Below are 19,145 nucleotides of genomic sequence, written 5' to 3'. Positions count from 1 at the left end.
TCCGTTATGACCACATTTCTTGTTTCCCAGATTCTTGCTGGCATCAGCTTTGGGCTGGATATTTCTGCCTTTCACTTTCGTCACCGAACCATGACGCTCACCCTTCTTGCTGGCTCAACCTGCCTGCTGGCGCTCCATTTTTATCTGCTGGAGCAGCCTGTGGCATCCGGGTTGATGACGATTGCGGCTTGCCGCTTTACGGCAGCGATCCTGACGCAGCGCCTATGGGCAATGTGGGTATTTATGGCGGCGTCGTTAATCTGTAGCGCCTGTTTCTGGCAGGGAATGACAAACCTGTTGCCGTTGGCCGGCAGCCTGCTGATGACCTTCGCCTCTTTTCAGGATAAAACCAATAAACTGCGAGGATACACGCTGGGAGGCAGTTTATGCTGGGTGCTAAACAATGTGATTGTCGGTTCGCCGATGGCTATCATCATGGAGATGGCGTTTTCAGGCAGCATTTTGCTGGCTGCCTGGCGTCATTACTCCGTCAATAAGCGCTCTGGGTGGGTATAAATCGTCGCTCTGCCCGGCTTGCAAAAACCCACCAGCGTCAGGTTGCAACGCTCGGCAACTTCCACCGCCAACGTAGTAGCTGCAGAGACCGCAAACAAAATCTCAACGCCACACATGGCTGACTTCTGCACCATTTCATAGCTGGCGCGGCTGGAAACCAGTGCAGCGCCTCGCTGCCAGCGCATGCCTTCTTGCGCACGGTGGCCCAGCAGTTTATCCAGCGCCACGTGGCGGCCCACGTCTTCATGCCCGCCCGCCAGTTCACCCGATGGCATCACCCAGGCCGCCGCATGGGTGCAGCCCGTTTCACGGCCAACCGGTTGCACATCGTTTAAGTGTCTGAGCGCATGGTCAAGGTGGGCCAGGTCGAAGGTCTGGCTGAAAGGTAGCGGCTGAATAGGCTTACCGATATCGTTGAGCTGTTCAACGCCGCAGACGCCGCACCCGGTACGCCCGGCGAGCGCGCGACGGCGCTCTTTGAGCCCCATAAAGCGACGGCTGGAGAGTTCGATTCTGACTTCCACGCCGTTACAGGCCGGCACCACGTCCATGCCGAAAATTTCACGCGGGTGTTCGATAATGCCCTCAGACAGAGAAAAGCCAATCGCAAAGGCTTCGAGGTCTTTCGGCGTCGCCATCATCACGACGTGGGAAATGCCGTTGTAGACCAGCGCAACGGGAACTTCTTCAGCAAGAATATCCTGTGTCGGTTGCATAATTTTTGGCCTTCTGAAGACGGAACGCTCGACTGCGCCAATCAACTGCAACGAGGGTTCGACTTCATCTTTAACATTAAACACGGCAAGTACTCTGAACGACATCAACAATAAGGGGCGTCTATTCCATCACAACAGGAGGGAATTGAGGCTTATTATGGATCAACTTTGTGGTGCAATAACGCACAGTACGCATTTTTTAGCGACATTCTGCTACAAAAAGTCTGCGTAAACTATAGGTACTACCTTGTGGTTATCTTCGTTAATCACCCGCCAAAGTAACGCGATAAACTGAGTTAAATGTGATAAATCTCACGATTCAATGTTAATCCTCGCAAAATCCATTCACCTATCATTAACCGCATTGGAACAAGCCTACCGATATTGTGGTATTCTGAACCAAAGCCCTCCTGGAACTGAGGGCATCTTAGTATTCAGAATCTTCGTCTGACTACGACGGAGAACAACTACAAGCAATGACAATGTCGAAACAAGGAGCGATCCATGCAGGTCAGCAGAAGGCAGTTCTTTAAGATCTGCGCTGGCGGTATGGCAGGAACCACGGCAGCCGCACTGGGCTTTGCCCCAGGCATCGCACTCGCGGAAACACGGCAGTATAAATTGCTGCGCACCCGTGAGACCCGTAACACCTGCACTTACTGCTCTGTCGGTTGTGGGCTTTTAATGTATAGCCTCGGCGACGGCGCAAAAAACGCAAAAGCCTCAATTTTCCACATCGAAGGGGATCCGGATCACCCGGTAAACCGCGGCGCGCTGTGCCCGAAAGGCGCAGGCCTGGTGGACTTTATCCACTCTGAAAGCCGTCTGAAATACCCTGAATACCGCGCTCCTGGCTCCAATAAATGGCAACAAATCAGCTGGGATGAAGCGTTCGACCGCATCGCCAAGCTGATGAAGGCCGACCGCGACGCCAACTTTATCGAGAAAAACGAAGCAGGCACCACCGTTAACCGTTGGTTGACGACCGGTATGCTGTGCGCCTCTGCTTCCAGTAACGAAACCGGCTTCTTAACACAGAAATTCACCCGCGCGCTCGGTATGCTCGCGGTCGACAACCAAGCGCGTGTCTGACACGGACCAACGGTAGCAAGTCTTGCTCCAACATTTGGTCGCGGTGCGATGACCAACCACTGGGTTGACATGAAGAACGCCAACCTCATCGTCGTGATGGGTGGGAACGCGGCAGAAGCGCATCCGGTGGGATTCCGCTGGGCGATGGAAGCCAAGATCCATAATGGCGCGAAGCTGATTGTTATCGACCCCCGCTTTACGCGAACCGCGTCAGTGGCGGATTTCTACGCCCCAATTCGCTCCGGTACCGACATTACCTTCCTGTCGGGCGTGATGCTGTACCTGTTGAATAACGAAAAATTCAACCGCGAGTACACCGAAGCCTATACCAACGCCAGCCTTATCGTGCGTGAAGACTTTAGCTTCAACGACGGCCTGTTCAGCGGCTACGACGCCGAAGCGCGTAAGTACGATAAGACCTCCTGGAACTACGAACTGGATGAGAACGGCCACGCGAAACGCGATACCACTCTCACCCATCCGCGCTGCGTCTGGAATCTGCTGAAACAGCATATTTCCCGCTACACGCCGGAGATGGTAGAGAAGATTTGCGGTACGCCAAAAGCCGACTTCCTGAAAGTCTGCGAGTACATCGCAGAGACCAGCGCGCACGATAAAACCGCCTCGTTCCTGTATGCACTGGGCTGGACGCAGCACTCCATCGGTTCGCAGAACATCCGTACCATGGCGATGATTCAGCTGCTGCTCGGCAACATGGGTATGGCAGGCGGCGGCGTGAACGCCCTGCGCGGCCACTCCAACATCCAGGGTCTGACCGACCTCGGCCTGCTGTCGACGAGCCTGCCGGGCTACATGACGCTGCCAAACGAGAAGCAGACTGACCTGCAAACCTACCTCACCGCCAACACGCCTAAACCGCTGCTGGATGGTCAGGTGAACTACTGGGGCAACTACCCGAAATTCTTCGTCTCGATGATGAAGACCTTCTACGGCGATAAAGCGACGGCGGAAAATAGCTGGGGCTTTGACTGGCTGCCGAAGTGGGACAAAGGGTACGACGTCCTGCAGTACTTCGAGATGATGAACGAGGGTAAGGTCAACGGTTATCTTTGCCAGGGCTTTAACCCGGTGGCGTCATTCCCGAACAAAAACAAAACCGTCGCGGCGCTTTCTAAACTGAAGTTCCTCGTCACCATTGACCCACTCAACACCGAAACGGCGACCTTCTGGCAAAACCACGGCGAGTCGAACGATGTTGATCCGTCGAAAATCCAGACTGAAGTGTTCCGCCTGCCGTCCACCTGCTTCGCCGAAGAGAACGGTTCTATCGTTAACTCCGGTCGCTGGCTCCAGTGGCACTGGAAAGGCGCGGACGCCCCGGGGGATGCCGTCACCGACGGTGAGATCCTGGCCGGCATCTTCTTACGCCTGCGTAAGATGTACGCCGAAGAGGGCGGCCCGGTACCTGAACAGGTACTGAACATGAGCTGGAACTACTCAACGCCTAATGAGCCTGCGTCTGAGGAAGTGGCGATGGAGAACAACGGTAAGGCGCTGGCCGATATTATCGACCCGGCCACCGGCGCGGTTATCGTGAAGAAAGGCCAGCAGCTGAGCTCGTTCGCCCAACTGCGCGATGACGGCACCACCGCCAGCGGTTGCTGGATCTTCGCCGGTAGCTGGACGCCGGACGGCAACCAGATGGCGCGTCGTGATAACGCCGACCCATCCGGCCTTGGCAACACGCTGGGCTGGGCCTGGGCATGGCCGCTGAACCGTCGCATCCTGTATAACCGTGCCTCCGCAGACCCGCAGGGTAACCCGTGGGATCCGAAGCGCCAGCTCCTCAAGTGGGACGGCGCGAAATGGGGCGGCGTGGATATTCCGGACTACAGCGCCGCGGCACCGGGCAGCAACGTTGGGCCGTTTATCATGCAGCCGGAAGGGATGGGTCGCCTATTTGCCCTCGATAAGATGGCTGAAGGTCCGTTCCCGGAACACTACGAGCCGTTTGAAACGCCGCTGGGCACCAACCCGCTGCACCCGAACGTCATCTCTAACCCTGCCGCCCGTATCTTTAAAGGTGATAGGGAAGCGTTGGGTAAAGCGGACAAGTTCCCGTACGTCGGTACCACCTACCGTCTGACCGAGCACTTCCACTACTGGACCAAGCATGCGCTGCTTAACGCCATCGCACAGCCGGAACAGTTCGTGGAGATTGGTGAGAAGCTCGCCGATAAGCTCGGCATCGGCCATGGCGATACCGTGAAGGTCTCCTCTAACCGCGGCTATATCAAAGCCAAGGCGGTGGTGACCAAGCGTATCCGCACGCTGAAAGTTGACGGTAAGGATATCGATACCATCGGTATTCCAATCCACTGGGGCTATGAAGGCGTGGCGAAGAAAGGGTTTATTGCGAATACCCTGACTCCGTCCGTCGGCGATGCGAACTCGCAGACGCCGGAATTCAAGTCCTTCCTGGTGAACGTGGAAAAGGTGTAACGGAGACGACCTATGGCTTATCAATCGCAGGACATCATCCGTCGTTCCGCCACTAACGGTTTCACTCCCGCGCCTCGCGCGCGGGATCACCAGGAAGAGGTGGCGAAGCTTATCGACGTGACCACCTGTATCGGCTGTAAAGCCTGTCAGGTGGCCTGTTCAGAGTGGAACGACATCCGTGACGAGATTGGCAGCAACGTCGGGGTGTATGACAACCCGGCGGATTTAACCGCCAAATCCTGGACGGTAATGCGTTTCTCGGAAGTGGAACAGAACGACAAACTAGAGTGGCTCATCCGTAAGGATGGCTGTATGCACTGCGCCGACCCGGGCTGCCTGAAGGCATGCCCGTCAGAAGGGGCTATCATTCAGTATGCCAACGGCATCGTCGACTTCCAGTCAGAGCAGTGCATTGGCTGCGGCTACTGTATTGCTGGCTGCCCGTTCAACGTGCCGCGACTCAACCCGGAAGACAACCGCGTCTACAAATGTACGCTGTGCGTTGACCGCGTGAACGTCGGGCAAGAACCGGCATGCGTGAAAACCTGCCCAACCGGCGCTATCCACTTTGGTTCCAAAGAGGATATGAAAGTGCTGGCGGGCGAGCGCGTGGCCGAACTGAAAACCCGTGGTTACGACAATGCGGGCCTGTACGATCCGGCAGGCGTTGGCGGTACGCACGTGATGTACGTGCTGCACCATGCCGATAAACCGAATCTGTACCACGGTCTGCCGGAGAACCCGGAAATCAGCGCCACCGTGAAGTTCTGGAAAGGCGTCTGGAAACCGCTGGCCGCTATCGGCTTTGCCGCTACGTTCGCCGCGAGCATCTTCCACTACGTCGGGGTCGGTCCGAACCGTGCAGAAGAGGAAGAAGACAATCTGGATGAGAAAGACGATGAGGTGCGCAAATGAAAAAACGTGACACCATCGTGCGCTACACGGCGCCGGAACGCATCAACCACTGGGTCACCGCCTTCTGCTTCATGCTGGCGGCGATAAGCGGGCTGGGGTTTTTCTTCCCCTCCTTCAACTGGCTGATGCAAATCATGGGGACTCCGCAGCTGGCGCGAATTCTGCACCCGTTTGTCGGGGTCATCATGTTTGCCTCGTTTATCATCATGTTTTTCCGCTACTGGCACCACAATCTAATCAATCGGGATGATATCTTTTGGGCGAAGAATATTCGTAAGATCGTCGTCAACGAGGAAGTAGGTGACACCGGGCGTTATAACTTCGGTCAGAAATGCGTATTCTGGGCGGCGATTATCTTCCTGGTGCTGCTGCTGGTGAGCGGTGTGATTATCTGGCGTCCGTACTTTGCGCCTGCTTTCTCAATCCCGGTGATCCGATTTGCGCTAATGCTGCATTCATTTGCCGCAGTGGCGTTAATTGTGGTTATCATGGTGCATATCTACGCCGCCCTTTGGGTGAAAGGCACCATTACCGCGATGGTGGAGGGATGGGTTACCAAAACGTGGGCGAAGAAACACCACCCGCGCTGGTACCGTGAAGTCCGCCAGAAACAGGAAAAGTCATCTGAATGAGTATTCGCATAATCCCGCAAGATGAGCTGGGTTCGAGCGAGAAACGTACGGCGGAAGTCATTCCGCCGTTGTTGTTCCCCAGACTCAAGAACCTCTACAACCGCCGCGCCGAACGTCTGCGCGAGCTGGCAGAGAATAATCCGCTGGGTGATTACCTGCGCTTTGCTGCGCTCATCGCCCACGCACAGGAAGTGGTGCTTTACGACCACCCGCTGAAAATGGATCTCACCGCGCGCATCAAAGAAGCGAATGAACAGGGCAAACCGCCGCTGGATATTCACGTTCTACCCCGCGACAAGCACTGGCACACGCTGCTGCAATCAATGATTGCCGAGCTGAAGCCTGAGATGAGCGGCCCAGCGCTGGCGGTCATCGAGAACCTGGAGAAGGCCTCAGAGCAGGAGCTGGAGCAGATGGCGAGCGCGCTGTTTGCCTCTGACTTTGCCTCCGTGAGCAGCGATAAAGCGCCGTTTATCTGGGCTGCTCTGTCGCTTTACTGGGCGCAAATGGCCAGTCTGATTCCGGGAAAAGCCCGCGCCGAATACGGCGAACAGCGCCAGTTCTGCCCGGTTTGCGGCTCAATGCCGGTCTCAAGCATGGTGCAAATTGGTACTACTCAGGGGCTGCGCTATCTGCACTGCAACCTGTGTGAAACCGAATGGCACGTGGTGCGCGTGAAGTGCAGCAACTGCGAACAGAGCCGCGACCTGCATTACTGGTCACTGGACAACGAGCAGGCTGCCATCAAAGCCGAAAGCTGCGGCGACTGCGGCACTTACCTGAAGATTCTCTATCAGGAAAAAGACCCGAAAGTCGAAGCGGTTGCCGACGACCTTGCCTCACTGGTACTGGACGCGAGAATGGAGCAGGAAGGGTTCGCCCGCAGCTCGATTAACCCGTTCTTGTTCCCGGGGGAAGGGGAGTAATTTCCCGCGCTAAACCGGGCAGTATATTCGGCCCGGTTTACAGCGTGTAGGGTAAAATTACGCCCGGAAGTCCCGCAAAATCCTTTGTATTGCGCGTCACCAGTTCCCGACGATGAACATGTGCAGTCGCCAGAATAATGGCATCGGGCAGTTTCATACCGTACTCCTGACGTAGATTCACACTCTGCTCCGCAATCTCTTCTGTCACACCAATAATTTCAAATGCGCCCAAGGCAATTCGCGTTCGCTGCTCCTGATGAAAACGCTTTGCCCCGATCATGACCTCCATCCAGGTTATCAGGCTTATCGCATGTTGCGGGGGATAGGAGTCCATCGTCCGCTTCGCCTCCATCCGCCCGCTGAAGAGATCGATTAAAATATTGGTATCAAAAAGAACGGGTCTTTTCATCGCTACCACTCTTCACGGAGCTTACGTTCATACTCAACGCCATCTTCTTCACACTCTTGCCAGATCCCAAGCGCGCCCGAGATCATAAGCTCAGCCTGGCTTTGCTTTTCCAGATATTGCTCAACGGCTTCACGCAACAGTTCCGCACGGGGAAGATTCCGCTGCTGTTTAAGGATGTCGAGGCGCTTAATCACCTCGTCCGACAAATCGAGAAGTATTCTGCCCATATCCCTTTCAACCATCACGCTCACATATACCTCCAGTATATCACTCGAGCTCAATAAGCGAACAAAATACACGCGATTTAAATAAGGTTATAGGCTGCAATGGAGAAATCGTGCATTTTTGCGAGCCGCTATCCACAATCACCACCCTACCCAATTTCCCCGTTTTCATTCGCGATAAACCAGGCTATAAAGCTGTATGTTTATACAGCAAAAAGGACATCATCATGGCATTGGAAAACGGCATTGCGCAGTTAGTTGCTGAGTTTATTGCAGCGGGTCGCCCCTCTTCACGCAAGCAGAATATTGATGACCGGAGAAAGGGGTATATTGCCAGCACAGCGCTGGCAGGCGAAAAAGAGATTCGCGTCAAATCAGAAGATATTGTGCTCGAAGAGATGACATTTCGCGTCATTTCGCCGCTAAATTCAGCATCGTCACTCCCCTGCATTGTTTACTTTCATGGCGGCTGTTTTGTCAGCGGTGGGTTTATCACCCATGATAATCAGCTGCGACAATTAGCCTGGCATGGCGGGTGTCGGGTCAGTGCAGTACCGGCTGGCACCAGAGCACACTTTCCCCGCCGCCCACGATGACGCCGAGCGCGGTGCCAACCTGATCCACAAATACGCGCAGCAGTTGGGTATTGACCGCCAGCGGGTAACACTGATGGGGGACAGCGCGGGCGCGCATCTGGCGCTGGTAACCGCGCTGCGCCTGAAAGCTTCCGCCGTGTGGGCTCCCGCGAAACTCGTGCTGATTTACCCTATGCTTGACGCAACATCCAGCTTTGCAAGCTATGTCAGCAATGGCCAGGACTACATCATTACCCGCGACACGCTGCTCTCCGGCTTTGAAATGTATCTTCAGGAACACGACCCACAGAACCCGGAAGCCAGCCCGCTTTGGCGCGATGATTTTAACGGCCTGCCGCCGGTGCATATCATCACCGCCGAGTACGATCCGCTGCGGGATGAAGGAGAAGCACTTTTTGAACGGCTCACCCGGCAAGGCGTGTCATGCACCAGCCAACGCTATCTCGGCGTTATTCACGGCTTTTTCCAGCTGGGTGGCATAAGCCAAACGGCGCGGGAGGCAATGCAGGACGTGGCCCGACGGGTGGCACTGTAAGTCTGTTCAAAATTTCGCCTGGTAGTGTTATCTTGTATGAATAAATAACACAAAGAGATAAACCCATGCCAAGAACAACCAGCATCACTATCGGCGAACACCTGGACAGCTTTATTAACAAATTGATTGAAAGCGGGCGCTACGGTTCCACCAGCGAGGTTGTACGTTCGGCATTACGGCTGCTTGAAGAGCAAGAATTGCGTAATAACGCTCTGCGTAATGCGCTGGAAGAAGGAATACGTAGTGGGGAGAGCGATCTCACGCTTAGTGAGATCGCAGCAAGGAAAAAGCGCAATCTCAATGTATAAACTGTCAAACAGTGCCGTCGAAGACTTTGAATCTATTTATGAATTTACGTGGTACAAATTTGGCGCTCATCAGGCAGATAAATATACTCGTGAGCTGGACACGCTTTTTTCGCTCTTAGCAAAAAATCCAGCAATGGGCCATGACTGCTCCGCTCTCAAGGAAGGTATCCGCCAACATAACCACCGCCAGCATGCTATTTACTACCAGCTCAAGGAGGATGGCATTTTCATTATCCGGATACTCCACTAGCAGATGCAGCCCGCGCTGCACCTACAATAGTCGCTACTCCTCTTCGTTCCCGCCCTCAACATACGAACCGAATGGTTTTGCAGGCAGCACGATATAGGTTCCCTCAAACACCACGCCAGGGGTGTCATCGCCGAACAGTTCAACCTGCATCTGCACGCGCGCTTTACGTCCTCGAGCCAGTCGGTCCAGGTCGCCGCTTAGCGAGCCGAGGTCGGCGATGGCAGTCGGTTTACCGGTGATAGGTTTTCGATAGCGGATATGGGCATCGGCAAGAATAATGGTGCCGCCCAGATGGCGTTCGCGCAGCATCAGCCAGATAAGCCCCCAGCCGGTGAGCGTCGCCAGCGAAAACAGGCTACCGGCAAACAGCGTATGGTGCGGATTCTGGTTGCCGGTTTCCGGCATGGTGGTAATGAATTTCTGCCCGGTATACTGCTGGATGCGCACGCCCATTTTCTCGCTGAGCGGAATATGATCGTACCAGGCCTGCTGCAACTGCGCGCACCAGTCGCCGCGGTGCAGAATATCGTCCAATGAAGCCACGGGTTTAATCATCAGGAAGTGGCGAACGGGGGTTGTCTGCGGGGTCGTTATCTCCCCTTCGTTCTTGAATCCTAGCTTGGAAAAGAACGGCACGGCGTCTTCGCGTGCGCTACAGGTGACGCGTTTCACCCCTTCCTGGCGCGCGACGGACTCCAGCGTCATCGCGATAAGCGTCCCCAGCCCTTTATCCTGAACCTCAGGATGCACTGCCATAAAGCGGATGGAGGCCTCGTTATCCGCATTAATGTACAGTCGCCCTACGGCGACCAGCTTTCCCAGCTCATCAACCACCATCTGATGGTGCGCCATGGCATCCCAGGCATCACGTTCGGAACCTTTGGGCTGATGCAGGGGTTTACGCAGCATTTCCCAGCGGAACTGGTAATACTGCTCTAACTCTTCTTCAGTCTGCGGTACTCGGAGATGGTACATAATGGCACTCTCTTTTGTCGCCCACGTCCTAACGGGAAGCGTGGTCATACTTGTAACCAGAACGTCACGGGGCCGTCATTGACCAGCGACACCTGCATATCCGCTGCGAATCGTCCTGTTTGCGTGTTCATGTCCTGTTGGCGACAGCGTTGTACAAAATAGTCATAGAGTGCTTCGGCACGATCCGGCGCGGCGCCTTTTGAGAAGCCCGGGCGCATACCGCGTTCGGTATCAGCCGCCAGCGTAAACTGCGACACCACCAGCACGCTACCGCCGGCCTGCTGCACGTTAAGGTTCATCTTACCGTCCGCATCGCTGAAGATACGGTAGCCCAGCACGCGCTCGCACAGGCGGTTTGCCTTCTGCTCGTCATCGTCCTTCTCTACGCCCAGCAGCACCAACAGCCCCAGGCCAATCTCTCCCGTCACTTCGTCCGCCACGCTGACGCTAGCACGGGTGACTCGCTGAATTAATGCAATCATGATTCTTCGGCTTCTTGTTGTTCTGTTTTCAATTTTCGGTATTCACCGAGAGTGACAGTTATTTCGGCACCTAGCAAGACGATACACCAGGTCCAGTAGACCCAAACAAACAAAATGGGGATCACCGCCAACACGCCGTAAATCAGCTGATAGGATGGAAACGCGGTGATATAGAGCGAGAACACCTTCTTACCCAATTCGTGCAGTAACGCCGCTATCAGCGCCCCAATAATCGCATCACGATTCGGCACCTGGGTAGTCGGCACCACACTATAGAGCAGCCAGAACGACAGCCAGGAAAGCAGCAACGGGAAAACCCGCAGCAGGTTATCAATCACGCCGTTCAGTTCACTGGCCCAGCGTAGCGACAACAAATAGGAGCTGATTGCCAGGCTCACCCCGGCCAACAACGGCCCCAGGGTCAGGATCATCCAATAGACGGCAAACGAGTAAACCTTTGGGCGCGTGCGCTTGCTCCGCCAGATGGTGTTCAAAGCGCTATCAATGGAGTACATCAACAGCAGCGCGGTAATAATCAGGCCGCAGGCCCCAAACGCAGTCATCCTGTTGGAGTTGGCGACAAACTGCTCGATATAGCGTTGAATAACGTCGCCGGTTGCGGGCAGGAAGTTAGCGAACACAAAATGGCGAATCTGCAGGCTAACTTCCGAAAACATGGGGAACGCCGCGAACAGGGCAAAAATCACCGCCACCAGCGGCACAATGGAAAGCAACGACACGTAGGCCAGGTTGCCCGCCAGCGTCGTCATATTATCTTCTTCGATGCGCCGCCAGAGGAATTTACTCCACGCCACCAGCGGCCGGGTATGATGAATCAGTTTTTGATGAACGGTTTTTAGCATAACGACTTCATAAAATAGTTGGGTAGGGTTTCTCTCCCGGTCACCAGCACGCTGGTGATCCCCAACTGGTTAGCGCCCTCTATATTATCGGCGTTATCGTCAAAAAAGACCGCATCGGCGGCAGAAAAACCTTCCGACTCGAGTACGCGCTGGTAAATCCGTGCTTCTGGTTTACGCATTCCCATCTCCTGGGAGAGATAAACGTGGTCGGCAGCAGCATAGATTTCCGGGTATTCATCCGGCCAGAAGGTGGTGTGCAGTGCGTTGGTATTAGACAGGACGACGACACGATGCCCCTGCTCGCGCAGCGTTTTCATTATGTCGATAACTTCAGGGCGCAGCGACACAAAAACCGCCTGCCAGCCGTGGGCAAACTGCTCGTAGCTGAGCGGTAGCTCCATATCGTGGCACATGGCTTTTGCAAACGCTTCATCCGATATTTCACCGCGCTCATGCTGATGAAATACCTCTCCCATAGTGAAACTCTGCTTTAGCCGAGCCAGCGGAACGCGGGCGAGATCGCTCCACGTACCCAGAACACGGTTGAAATCAATGTCGACAATCACATTACCTAAATCAAAGATATAGAGCATTTTTGCCTCCGTTCACGCCGTGGAAATTTCACTCTAGCGGGAAAGGAGAACTTTGACCATGAACAAACGCGCTCTATTTCAAAAAGAAAAACCCCGCCATATAGGCGGGGTTTTAGGTCACGACAAAAGAGAGAAATTAATCTTCTTTTGGACCGCGCATCGCGCGTTTACGGTCGTTTTCAGTCAGGTGACGTTTACGGATACGGATAGACGTTGGGGTAACTTCTACCAGTTCGTCGTCATCGATGAACTCCAGAGCTTGTTCCAGAGTCATTTTCTGAGCTGGGACCAGCGTGGTGGCTTCATCAGTACCAGAAGCACGCATGTTGGTCAGTTTTTTACCGGTCAGGCAGTTTACAGTCAGGTCGTTAGAACGGCTGTGAATACCGATGATCTGGCCTTCGTAAACTTCTGCGCCGTGGCCCAGGAACAGCTTACCGCGGTCCTGCAGGCTGAACAGTGCGAACGCAACCGCTTTACCCTGACCGTTGGAGATCAGTACGCCGTTCTGACGCTGGCCCACTTCACCCGGACGAACGTCGTCGTAGTGGCTGAAGGTGGAGTACAGCAGACCGGTACCGGAGGTCATGGTCATGAATTCTGAACGGAAGCCGATCAGACCACGGCTTGGGATCACGTAGTCGAGACGTACGCGGCCTTTTCCGTCTGGATTCATGTTTTTCAGGTCGCCTTTACGCTCACCCAGTGCCTGCATGACAGAACCCTGGTGCTGCTCTTCGACGTCCAGCGTTACGTTTTCGAATGGCTCTTGTTTACGGCCATCGATTTCGCGGAAGATTACTTTCGGACGGGAAACCGCCATTTCGAAACCTTCACGACGCATGTTTTCAATCAGAACGGACAGGTGCAGTTCACCACGGCCAGAAACGCGGAATGCGTCTGCATCCGGAGTTTCTTCAACGCGCAGTGCCACGTTGTGTACCAGTTCTTTCTTCAGACGGTCCAGAATCTGGCGAGAGGTAACGTACTTACCTTCTTTACCACAGAATGGAGAGGTGTTGACGTTGAAGAACATGGTTACCGTCGGTTCATCAACGGACAGTGCTGGCAGCGCTTCGACGTTCTGCGGGTCGCAGATGGTGTCGGAGATGTTCAGCTCGCCCAGACCGGTGATCGCGATGATGTCGCCAGCTTCAGCCAGGTCGCTATCGATACGCTCCAGACCCAGGTGAGTCAGTACTTTACCAACTTTACCGTTACGGGTTTTGCCTTCGCTATCGATGATAGTGATCTGCTGGTTTGGCTTCACTTTACCGCGTTTGATACGGCCGATACCGATAACACCAACGTAGTTGTTGTAGTCCAGCTGGGAGATTTGCATCTGCAGCGGACCATCCAGGTCTACGTCTGGAGCCGGTACACGATCAACGATGGTCTGATACAGCGGGGTCATGTCTTCCGCCATATTTTCGTGATCCAGACCTGCGATACCGTTCAGCGCGGAAGCGTAAACGATAGGGAAGTCCAGCTGTTCGTCGGTCGCGTCGAGGTTAACGAACAGGTCGAATACCTGGTCAACAACCCAATCAGGACGCGCGCCTGGACGGTCAACTTTGTTGATAACAACAATTGGCTTCAAACCATGAGCAAATGCTTTTTTGGTCACGAAGCGCGTCTGCGGCATCGGGCCATCCATTGCATCAACTACCAGCAGCACAGAGTCAACCATGGACATGACGCGCTCAACTTCACCACCGAAGTCGGCGTGCCCTGGGGTATCAACGATGTTGATACGGTAATCATTCCATTTGATTGCGGTGTTTTTCGCGAGGATGGTAATCCCACGCTCTTTCTCCAAATCGTTGGAGTCCATCACACGTTCTTGAGTTTCAGCACGTGCATCAAACGTACCGGATTGCTGCAGCAGCTTATCGACCAGGGTAGTTTTACCATGGTCAACGTGCGCGATGATGGCGATGTTACGCAAATTTTCGATCACAACTTTGCCTCGGGCATTAGAAATAGCGCGTTATTGTACACGGATTAATCGCACTACAAAACAGGATCACAGAGATCCTCCGCAAACAAGTATTGCAGAGTTCCTTTGTGATCGCTTTCACGGAGCATAAAAAGGGCACCTAATCACAATTTGCACCAATATGGTGCTCATCGCTTCAGGATAAGCACTATAATGGTGCAAAGACGCTATCGTGGTGCAGCCCTTTTGCACTATGGTGCGCATGATAACGCCTTTTGGGGGTGATTTAAAAGTTGGCACAGATTTCGCTTTGTATATTTCAGGGCAACAACGCCACTTTAAGCAGTGATTGAAGACCTCGTTACCACGACGACAATGATAAATCCGGGAGATGTTAAGTATGTCCGCTGAACACGTTTTGACGATGCTGAATGAGCACGAAGTGAAGTTTGTCGATCTGCGCTTCACCGATACCAAAGGTAAAGAACAGCACGTCACTATTCCTGCGCATCAGGTAAATGCCGAATTCTTCGAAGAAGGCAAAATGTTTGACGGCTCCTCTATCGGTGGCTGGAAAGGCATTAACGAATCCGACATGGTTCTGATGCCAGATGCATCTACCGCTCTCATCGACCCGTTCTTTGAAGAGTCTACCCTGATCATTCGTTGTGACATCCTGGAACCAGGTACACTGCAGGGCTACGACCGTGACCCGCGCTCCATCGCTAAACGCGCTGAAGAGTACCTGCGCGCTACCGGCATCGCGGACACCGTTCTGTTCGGGCCAGAGCCAGAATTCTTCCTGTTTGATGACATCCGCTTCGGCGCATCCATCTCCGGTTCTCACGTTGCTATCGATGACATCGAAGGCGCATGGAACTCCTCCACCAAATACGAAGGTGGTAACAAAGGTCACCGTCCAGGCGTTAAAGGCGGTTACTTCCCGGTTCCTCCGGTTGATTCCTCACAGGACATCCGTTCTACCATGTGTCTGATCATGGAAGAGATGGGCCTGGTTGTTGAAGCGCATCACCACGAAGTTGCGACTGCTGGCCAGAACGAAATCGCCACCCGCTTCAACACCATGACCAAGAAAGCGGACGAAATTCAGATCTACAAATATGTTGTGCACAACGTCGCTCACCGCTTCGGTAAAACCGCGACCTTTATGCCAAAACCAATGTTTGGCGATAACGGTTCCGGCATGCACTGCCACATGTCCCTGTCCAAGAACGGCGTAAACCTGTTCTCCGGCGACAAATATGCTGGCCTGTCCGAGCAAGCGCTGCACTACATCGGCGGTGTTATCAAACACGCTAAAGCTATCAACGCCCTGGCTAACCCGACCACCAACTCCTACAAGCGTCTGGTCCCGGGTTATGAAGCACCGGTAATGCTGGCTTACTCTGCCCGTAACCGTTCTGCATCCATCCGTATCCCGGTTGTTGCTTCTCCGAAAGCGCGTCGTATCGAAGTGCGCTTCCCGGATCCAGCGGCTAACCCATACCTGTGCTTCGCGGCACTGCTGATGGCTGGCCTGGACGGCATCAAAAACAAAATCCACCCTGGCGAAGCCATGGACAAAAACCTGTACGACCTGCCGCCAGAAGAAGCGAAAGAGATCCCACAGGTTGCTGGCTCTCTGGAAGAAGCGCTGCAGGCTCTCGATGCAGACCGCGAGTTCCTGACCGCAGGTGGCGTGTTCACTGATGAAGCTATCGACGCTTACATCACGCTGCGCACCGAAGAAAACGACCGCGTACGTATGACTCCGCACCCGGTTGAGTTCGAGCTGTACTACAGCGTCTAATCGTATTTTGAGTTGTACTTTCCAGCTGAAGCCGCGCCATTGCCCTTAGGTTCTGGCGCACTCCCTGGAATTAAGTTGCCGTGGAAACTTTCAGCCCATCTCAGGATGGGCTTTTTTCTCCACCAACAACCTGATATCTCGCGCTTTTTACCCGTAAAAAGCTATACTGCACTAAAACAGTGCAAGCCTTTTCAGGAGACTGCTAAATGGCAACAGGCGCACTGCCCGATGCTGGGCAGATCCTTAACTCGTTAATCAACAGCATTTTACTGGTCGATGATGACCTGGCCGTTCACTATGCGAACCCTGCCGCACAGCAACTGCTGGCACAGAGCGCGCGCAAACTCTTTGGTACGCCCTTACCCGAGCTTCTGAGCTATTTCTCGCTGAACATTGGCTTGATGCAGGAGAGCCTGCAAACGGGCCAGGGGTTTACCGATAACGAAGTGACGCTGGTGATTGACGGGCGCTCGCATATTCTTTCGCTGACCGCGCAGCGTTTGCCAGACGGTTTCATCCTGCTGGAAATGGCGCCGATGGATAATCAACGCCGCCTCAGCCAGGAGCAGCTCCAGCACGCTCAGCAAATCGCAGCGCGCGATCTGGTACGTGGGCTCGCCCACGAGATTAAAAACCCGCTGGGTGGCTTACGCGGCGCTGCGCAGCTACTCAGTAAGGCGCTGCCTGACCCGGCGCTGACCGAGTACACCAACGTCATCATTGAGCAGGCCGACCGCCTGCGGAATCTGGTCGACCGTCTGCTTGGCCCACAGCATCCCGGTACGCACATCACCGAGAGCATTCATAAAGTGGCGGAACGCGTCGTCAAACTGGTGTCGATGGAGCTGCCGGAGAACGTCACTCTGGTGCGCGATTACGATCCAAGTTTGCCGGAACTTCCGCACGATCCAGACCAGATTGAACAAGTTCTGCTGAATATTGTGCGCAACGCGCTGCAGGCGCTTGGCCCGGAAGGGGGCGAAATTGTCCTGCGCACCCGCACCGCATTTCAGTTAACGCTGCACGGCGTACGCTACCGACTGGCCGCTCGAATTGATGTTGAAGATAACGGCCCCGGTATTCCATCGCATTTGCAGGATACGCTGTTTTACCCGATGGTCAGCGGCCGCGAAGGCGGCACCGGGCTGGGTCTGTCGATAGCGCGCAGCCTTATCGATCAGCACTCCGGCAAAATTGAATTTACCAGTTGGCCAGGCCATACCGAGTTCTCGGTTTTCCTGCCAATCAAGAAATAAGGTGTGTTTATGCAACGAGGGATAGTCTGGGTCGTTGATGACGATAGCTCCATCCGTTGGGTGCTTGAACGCGCGCTCACCGGCGCGGGGTTAACCTGCACCACGTTTGAAGGCGGAAAAGAGGTGCTGGATGCGCTGGCCACCAAAACGCCTGACGTGCTGATGTCCGATATCCGCATGCCCGGAATGGACGGACTGGCGCTGTTAACGCAAATTAAGCAGCGCCATCCGATGCTTCCGGTCATCATAATGACTGCGCACTCCGATCTGGATGCCGCCGTTAGCGCCTACCAGCAAGGGGCGTTTGACTACCTGCCAAAACCGTTTGATATCGATGAAGCGGTCGCGCTGGTCGAGCGAGCGATTAGTCACTACCAGGAGCAGCAGCAGCCGCGCAACGTACAGGTCAATGACCCAACCACCGATATCATCGGTGAAGCACCCGCTATGCAGGACGTGTTTCGCATTATCGGTCGCCTCTCACGCTCGTCTATCAGCGTGCTGATTAACGGCGAGTCCGGTACCGGTAAAGAGCTGGTTGCCCATGCGCTGCATCGCCATAGCCCTCGCGTTAAAGCACCGTTTATCGCGCTCAACATGGCGGCCATTCCAAAAGACCTGATTGAGTCTGAGCTGTTTGGCCATGAGAAAGGGGCATTTACCGGCGCGAATACCGTTCGCCAGGGTCGATTTGAGCAGGCCGACGGCGGCACGCTGTTCCTCGATGAAATTGGCGATATGCCGATGGACGTCCAGACCCGCTTGCTGCGCGTATTGGCCGACGGTCAGTTTTACCGCGTCGGCGGCTATGCCCCGGTGAAGGTTGACGTACGCATCATCGCGGCAACCCACCAGAACCTCGAACAGCGCGTTCAGGAAGGCAAATTCCGCGAGGACTTATTCCACCGCCTGAACGTAATCCGCGTCCACCTGCCGCCGCTGCGCGAGCGCCGGGAAGATATTCCGCGCCTGGCGCACCACTTCTTGCAGGTTGCCGCACGCGAGCTGGGCGTGGAAGCCAAGCTGCTGCACCCGGAAACCGAAGCGGCGTTAACGCGCCTGGCCTGGCCAGGTAACGTGCGTCAGCTGGAAAACACCTGCCGTTGGCTCACGGTGATGGCCGCAGGACAAGAGGTGCTGATTCAGGATCTGCCGAGCGAGCTGTTTGAAGCCAGTATGCCGGACAGCACCACGGCAACGTCGCTGCCGGATAGCTGGGCAACGCTGCTGGCGCAGTGGGCTGACAGAGCGCTGCGTTCCGGTCATCAAAACCTGCTTTCTGAGGCCCAGCCGGAGATGGAGCGTACGCTGCTGACCACCGCGCTGCGCTACACGCAGGGGCACAAACAGGAAGCGGCTCGCCTGCTTGGCTGGGGTCGCAATACCCTGACGCGTAAGCTGAAAGAATTGGGAATGGAGTAAGGCCAGAGTGAAGTGTAAATATTGCTCGATTCGCGCAAGTTGCTGCAATTTTATACTTTACTGTTTCGATGAGTTCAGTATTATTCAGCCCGCAAATTCGAGGGGACGATAATGTTTGAATCATTGATTAATTTGGCTTCAAGCGGCGCCGCCGGTCATTCACCACAGACGGCCGTTGCTGCCGTGCTGTGTGCCGCGCTGGTCGGGCTGTTTAGCTAAGCCG

At 54.7% G+C, this 19,145-nt stretch carries 19 protein-coding genes and 1 pseudogene; 12 read left to right on the top strand and 8 right to left on the bottom strand.

The features are described from left to right. Positions 1-6: 6 nt before the first annotated feature. Positions 7-516 (top strand): YgjV family protein, encoded by a 510-nt coding sequence (locus tag AB2B48_RS18155; protein WP_368299777.1) that lies wholly within the window; start codon positions 7-9, stop codon positions 514-516. Here the strand turns inward: AB2B48_RS18155 and fdhD are convergent. After that, positions 483-1,232: a formate dehydrogenase accessory sulfurtransferase FdhD gene (gene fdhD, locus AB2B48_RS18150; RefSeq protein ID WP_220439053.1), complete on the bottom strand. Its 750-nt coding sequence runs from the start codon at positions 1,230-1,232 to the stop codon at positions 483-485. The two genes, AB2B48_RS18155 and fdhD, sit on opposite strands and share 34 nt — an antisense overlap. 504 nt (positions 1,233-1,736) lie before the next feature. Here fdhD and fdnG point away from each other — a divergent pair. Genes fdnG through fdhE form a run of 4 tightly spaced genes read left to right on the top strand, consistent with a single transcriptional unit; the run spans position 1,737 to position 7,260 of the window. After that, positions 1,737-4,787: a formate dehydrogenase-N subunit alpha gene (fdnG, locus tag AB2B48_RS18145; protein ID WP_368299776.1), complete on the top strand. Its 3,051-nt coding sequence runs from the start codon at positions 1,737-1,739 to the stop codon at positions 4,785-4,787. A 12-nt stretch (positions 4,788-4,799) separates the two neighbouring features. Continuing rightward, positions 4,800-5,702 (top strand): formate dehydrogenase subunit beta, encoded by a 903-nt coding sequence (gene fdxH / locus AB2B48_RS18140; RefSeq protein WP_035892321.1) that lies wholly within the window; start codon positions 4,800-4,802, stop codon positions 5,700-5,702. Beyond that, entirely contained in the window at positions 5,699-6,334 is a 636-nt protein-coding gene (fdoI, locus tag AB2B48_RS18135; protein WP_220439049.1) for a formate dehydrogenase cytochrome b556 subunit, read from the top strand. Before fdxH ends, fdoI begins: the two co-directional genes overlap by 4 nt. Continuing rightward, positions 6,331-7,260 carry a formate dehydrogenase accessory protein FdhE gene (gene fdhE, locus AB2B48_RS18130; RefSeq protein WP_368299775.1) on the top strand — a complete coding sequence of 310 codons (930 nt, stop codon included), beginning with the start codon at positions 6,331-6,333 and terminating at the stop codon, positions 7,258-7,260. Before fdoI ends, fdhE begins: the two co-directional genes overlap by 4 nt. Before the next feature lie 37 nt (positions 7,261-7,297). Here fdhE and AB2B48_RS18125 read toward each other — a convergent pair whose 3' ends face one another. Continuing rightward, entirely contained in the window at positions 7,298-7,669 is a 372-nt protein-coding gene (locus tag AB2B48_RS18125; RefSeq protein ID WP_368299774.1) for a type II toxin-antitoxin system VapC family toxin, read from the bottom strand. A 2-nt stretch (positions 7,670-7,671) separates the two neighbouring features. Next, positions 7,672-7,914: a CopG family transcriptional regulator gene (locus AB2B48_RS18120; RefSeq protein WP_220439108.1), complete on the bottom strand. Its 243-nt coding sequence runs from the start codon at positions 7,912-7,914 to the stop codon at positions 7,672-7,674. A gap of 206 nt (positions 7,915-8,120) precedes the next feature. On the opposite strand from AB2B48_RS18120, the pseudogene AB2B48_RS18115 reads away from it, so the two are divergent. From AB2B48_RS18115 to AB2B48_RS18105, 3 genes and pseudogenes are all read left to right on the top strand, one after another. Beyond that, positions 8,121-9,024 (top strand): annotated as a pseudogene (locus AB2B48_RS18115) (alpha/beta hydrolase). Between the two features lie 65 nt (positions 9,025-9,089). Next, on the top strand, positions 9,090-9,332 hold the full coding sequence (locus tag AB2B48_RS18110) for a type II toxin-antitoxin system ParD family antitoxin (protein WP_368299773.1): 243 nt from the start codon (positions 9,090-9,092) through the stop codon (positions 9,330-9,332). After that, a complete protein-coding gene (locus AB2B48_RS18105; RefSeq protein ID WP_368299772.1) occupies positions 9,325-9,582 on the top strand; it encodes a type II toxin-antitoxin system RelE/ParE family toxin in 258 nt (85 codons plus the stop codon). The genes AB2B48_RS18110 and AB2B48_RS18105 overlap by 8 nt, the downstream gene beginning before the upstream one ends. Positions 9,583-9,615: 33 nt before the next feature. On the opposite strand, the gene fabY is transcribed toward AB2B48_RS18105, so the two are convergent. The 5 genes from fabY to typA form a co-directional block, all read right to left on the bottom strand. Beyond that, positions 9,616-10,557 (bottom strand): fatty acid biosynthesis protein FabY, encoded by a 942-nt coding sequence (fabY, locus tag AB2B48_RS18100; protein ID WP_185668850.1) that lies wholly within the window; start codon positions 10,555-10,557, stop codon positions 9,616-9,618. Positions 10,558-10,601: 44 nt separating this feature from the next. After that, on the bottom strand, positions 10,602-11,039 hold the full coding sequence (dtd, locus tag AB2B48_RS18095) for a D-aminoacyl-tRNA deacylase (RefSeq protein ID WP_185668851.1): 438 nt from the start codon (positions 11,037-11,039) through the stop codon (positions 10,602-10,604). Next, positions 11,036-11,902, bottom strand: a complete 867-nt coding sequence (locus AB2B48_RS18090) for a virulence factor BrkB family protein (protein ID WP_185668852.1) — start codon at positions 11,900-11,902, stop codon at positions 11,036-11,038. Before AB2B48_RS18090 ends, dtd begins: the two co-directional genes overlap by 4 nt. Continuing rightward, positions 11,896-12,495, bottom strand: a complete 600-nt coding sequence (gene yihX, locus AB2B48_RS18085; protein WP_368299771.1) for a glucose-1-phosphatase — start codon at positions 12,493-12,495, stop codon at positions 11,896-11,898. Before yihX ends, AB2B48_RS18090 begins: the two co-directional genes overlap by 7 nt. A gap of 136 nt (positions 12,496-12,631) precedes the next feature. After that, positions 12,632-14,455 carry a ribosome-dependent GTPase TypA gene (gene typA, locus AB2B48_RS18080; protein ID WP_035892308.1) on the bottom strand — a complete coding sequence of 608 codons (1,824 nt, stop codon included), beginning with the start codon at positions 14,453-14,455 and terminating at the stop codon, positions 12,632-12,634. Positions 14,456-14,834: 379 nt separating this feature from the next. On the opposite strand from typA, the gene glnA reads away from it, so the two are divergent. From glnA to AB2B48_RS18060, 4 genes are all read left to right on the top strand, one after another. Beyond that, positions 14,835-16,244, top strand: coding sequence for a glutamate--ammonia ligase (gene glnA / locus AB2B48_RS18075; RefSeq protein WP_035892307.1), 1,410 nt, complete (start codon positions 14,835-14,837; stop codon positions 16,242-16,244). Between the two features lie 206 nt (positions 16,245-16,450). Further along, the gene (gene glnL, locus AB2B48_RS18070) at positions 16,451-17,500 is read left to right on the top strand and encodes a nitrogen regulation protein NR(II) (protein ID WP_035892306.1); all 1,050 of its coding nucleotides are present in this window, start codon (positions 16,451-16,453) and stop codon (positions 17,498-17,500) included. A gap of 9 nt (positions 17,501-17,509) precedes the next feature. Next, on the top strand, positions 17,510-18,922 hold the full coding sequence (glnG, locus tag AB2B48_RS18065; protein WP_035892305.1) for a nitrogen regulation protein NR(I): 1,413 nt from the start codon (positions 17,510-17,512) through the stop codon (positions 18,920-18,922). A 111-nt stretch (positions 18,923-19,033) separates the two neighbouring features. Beyond that, on the top strand, positions 19,034-19,141 hold the full coding sequence (locus tag AB2B48_RS18060) for a YshB family small membrane protein (RefSeq protein ID WP_147281518.1): 108 nt from the start codon (positions 19,034-19,036) through the stop codon (positions 19,139-19,141). Positions 19,142-19,145 lie beyond the last annotated feature (4 nt).

Source organism: Kluyvera sichuanensis, from assembly GCF_040930405.1.
Taxonomy (GTDB): Bacteria; Pseudomonadota; Gammaproteobacteria; order Enterobacterales; family Enterobacteriaceae; genus Kluyvera; species Kluyvera sichuanensis.
The sequence above is the reverse complement of the archived record's forward strand: the minus strand, read 5'-3'. Positions and strand labels throughout refer to the sequence as shown.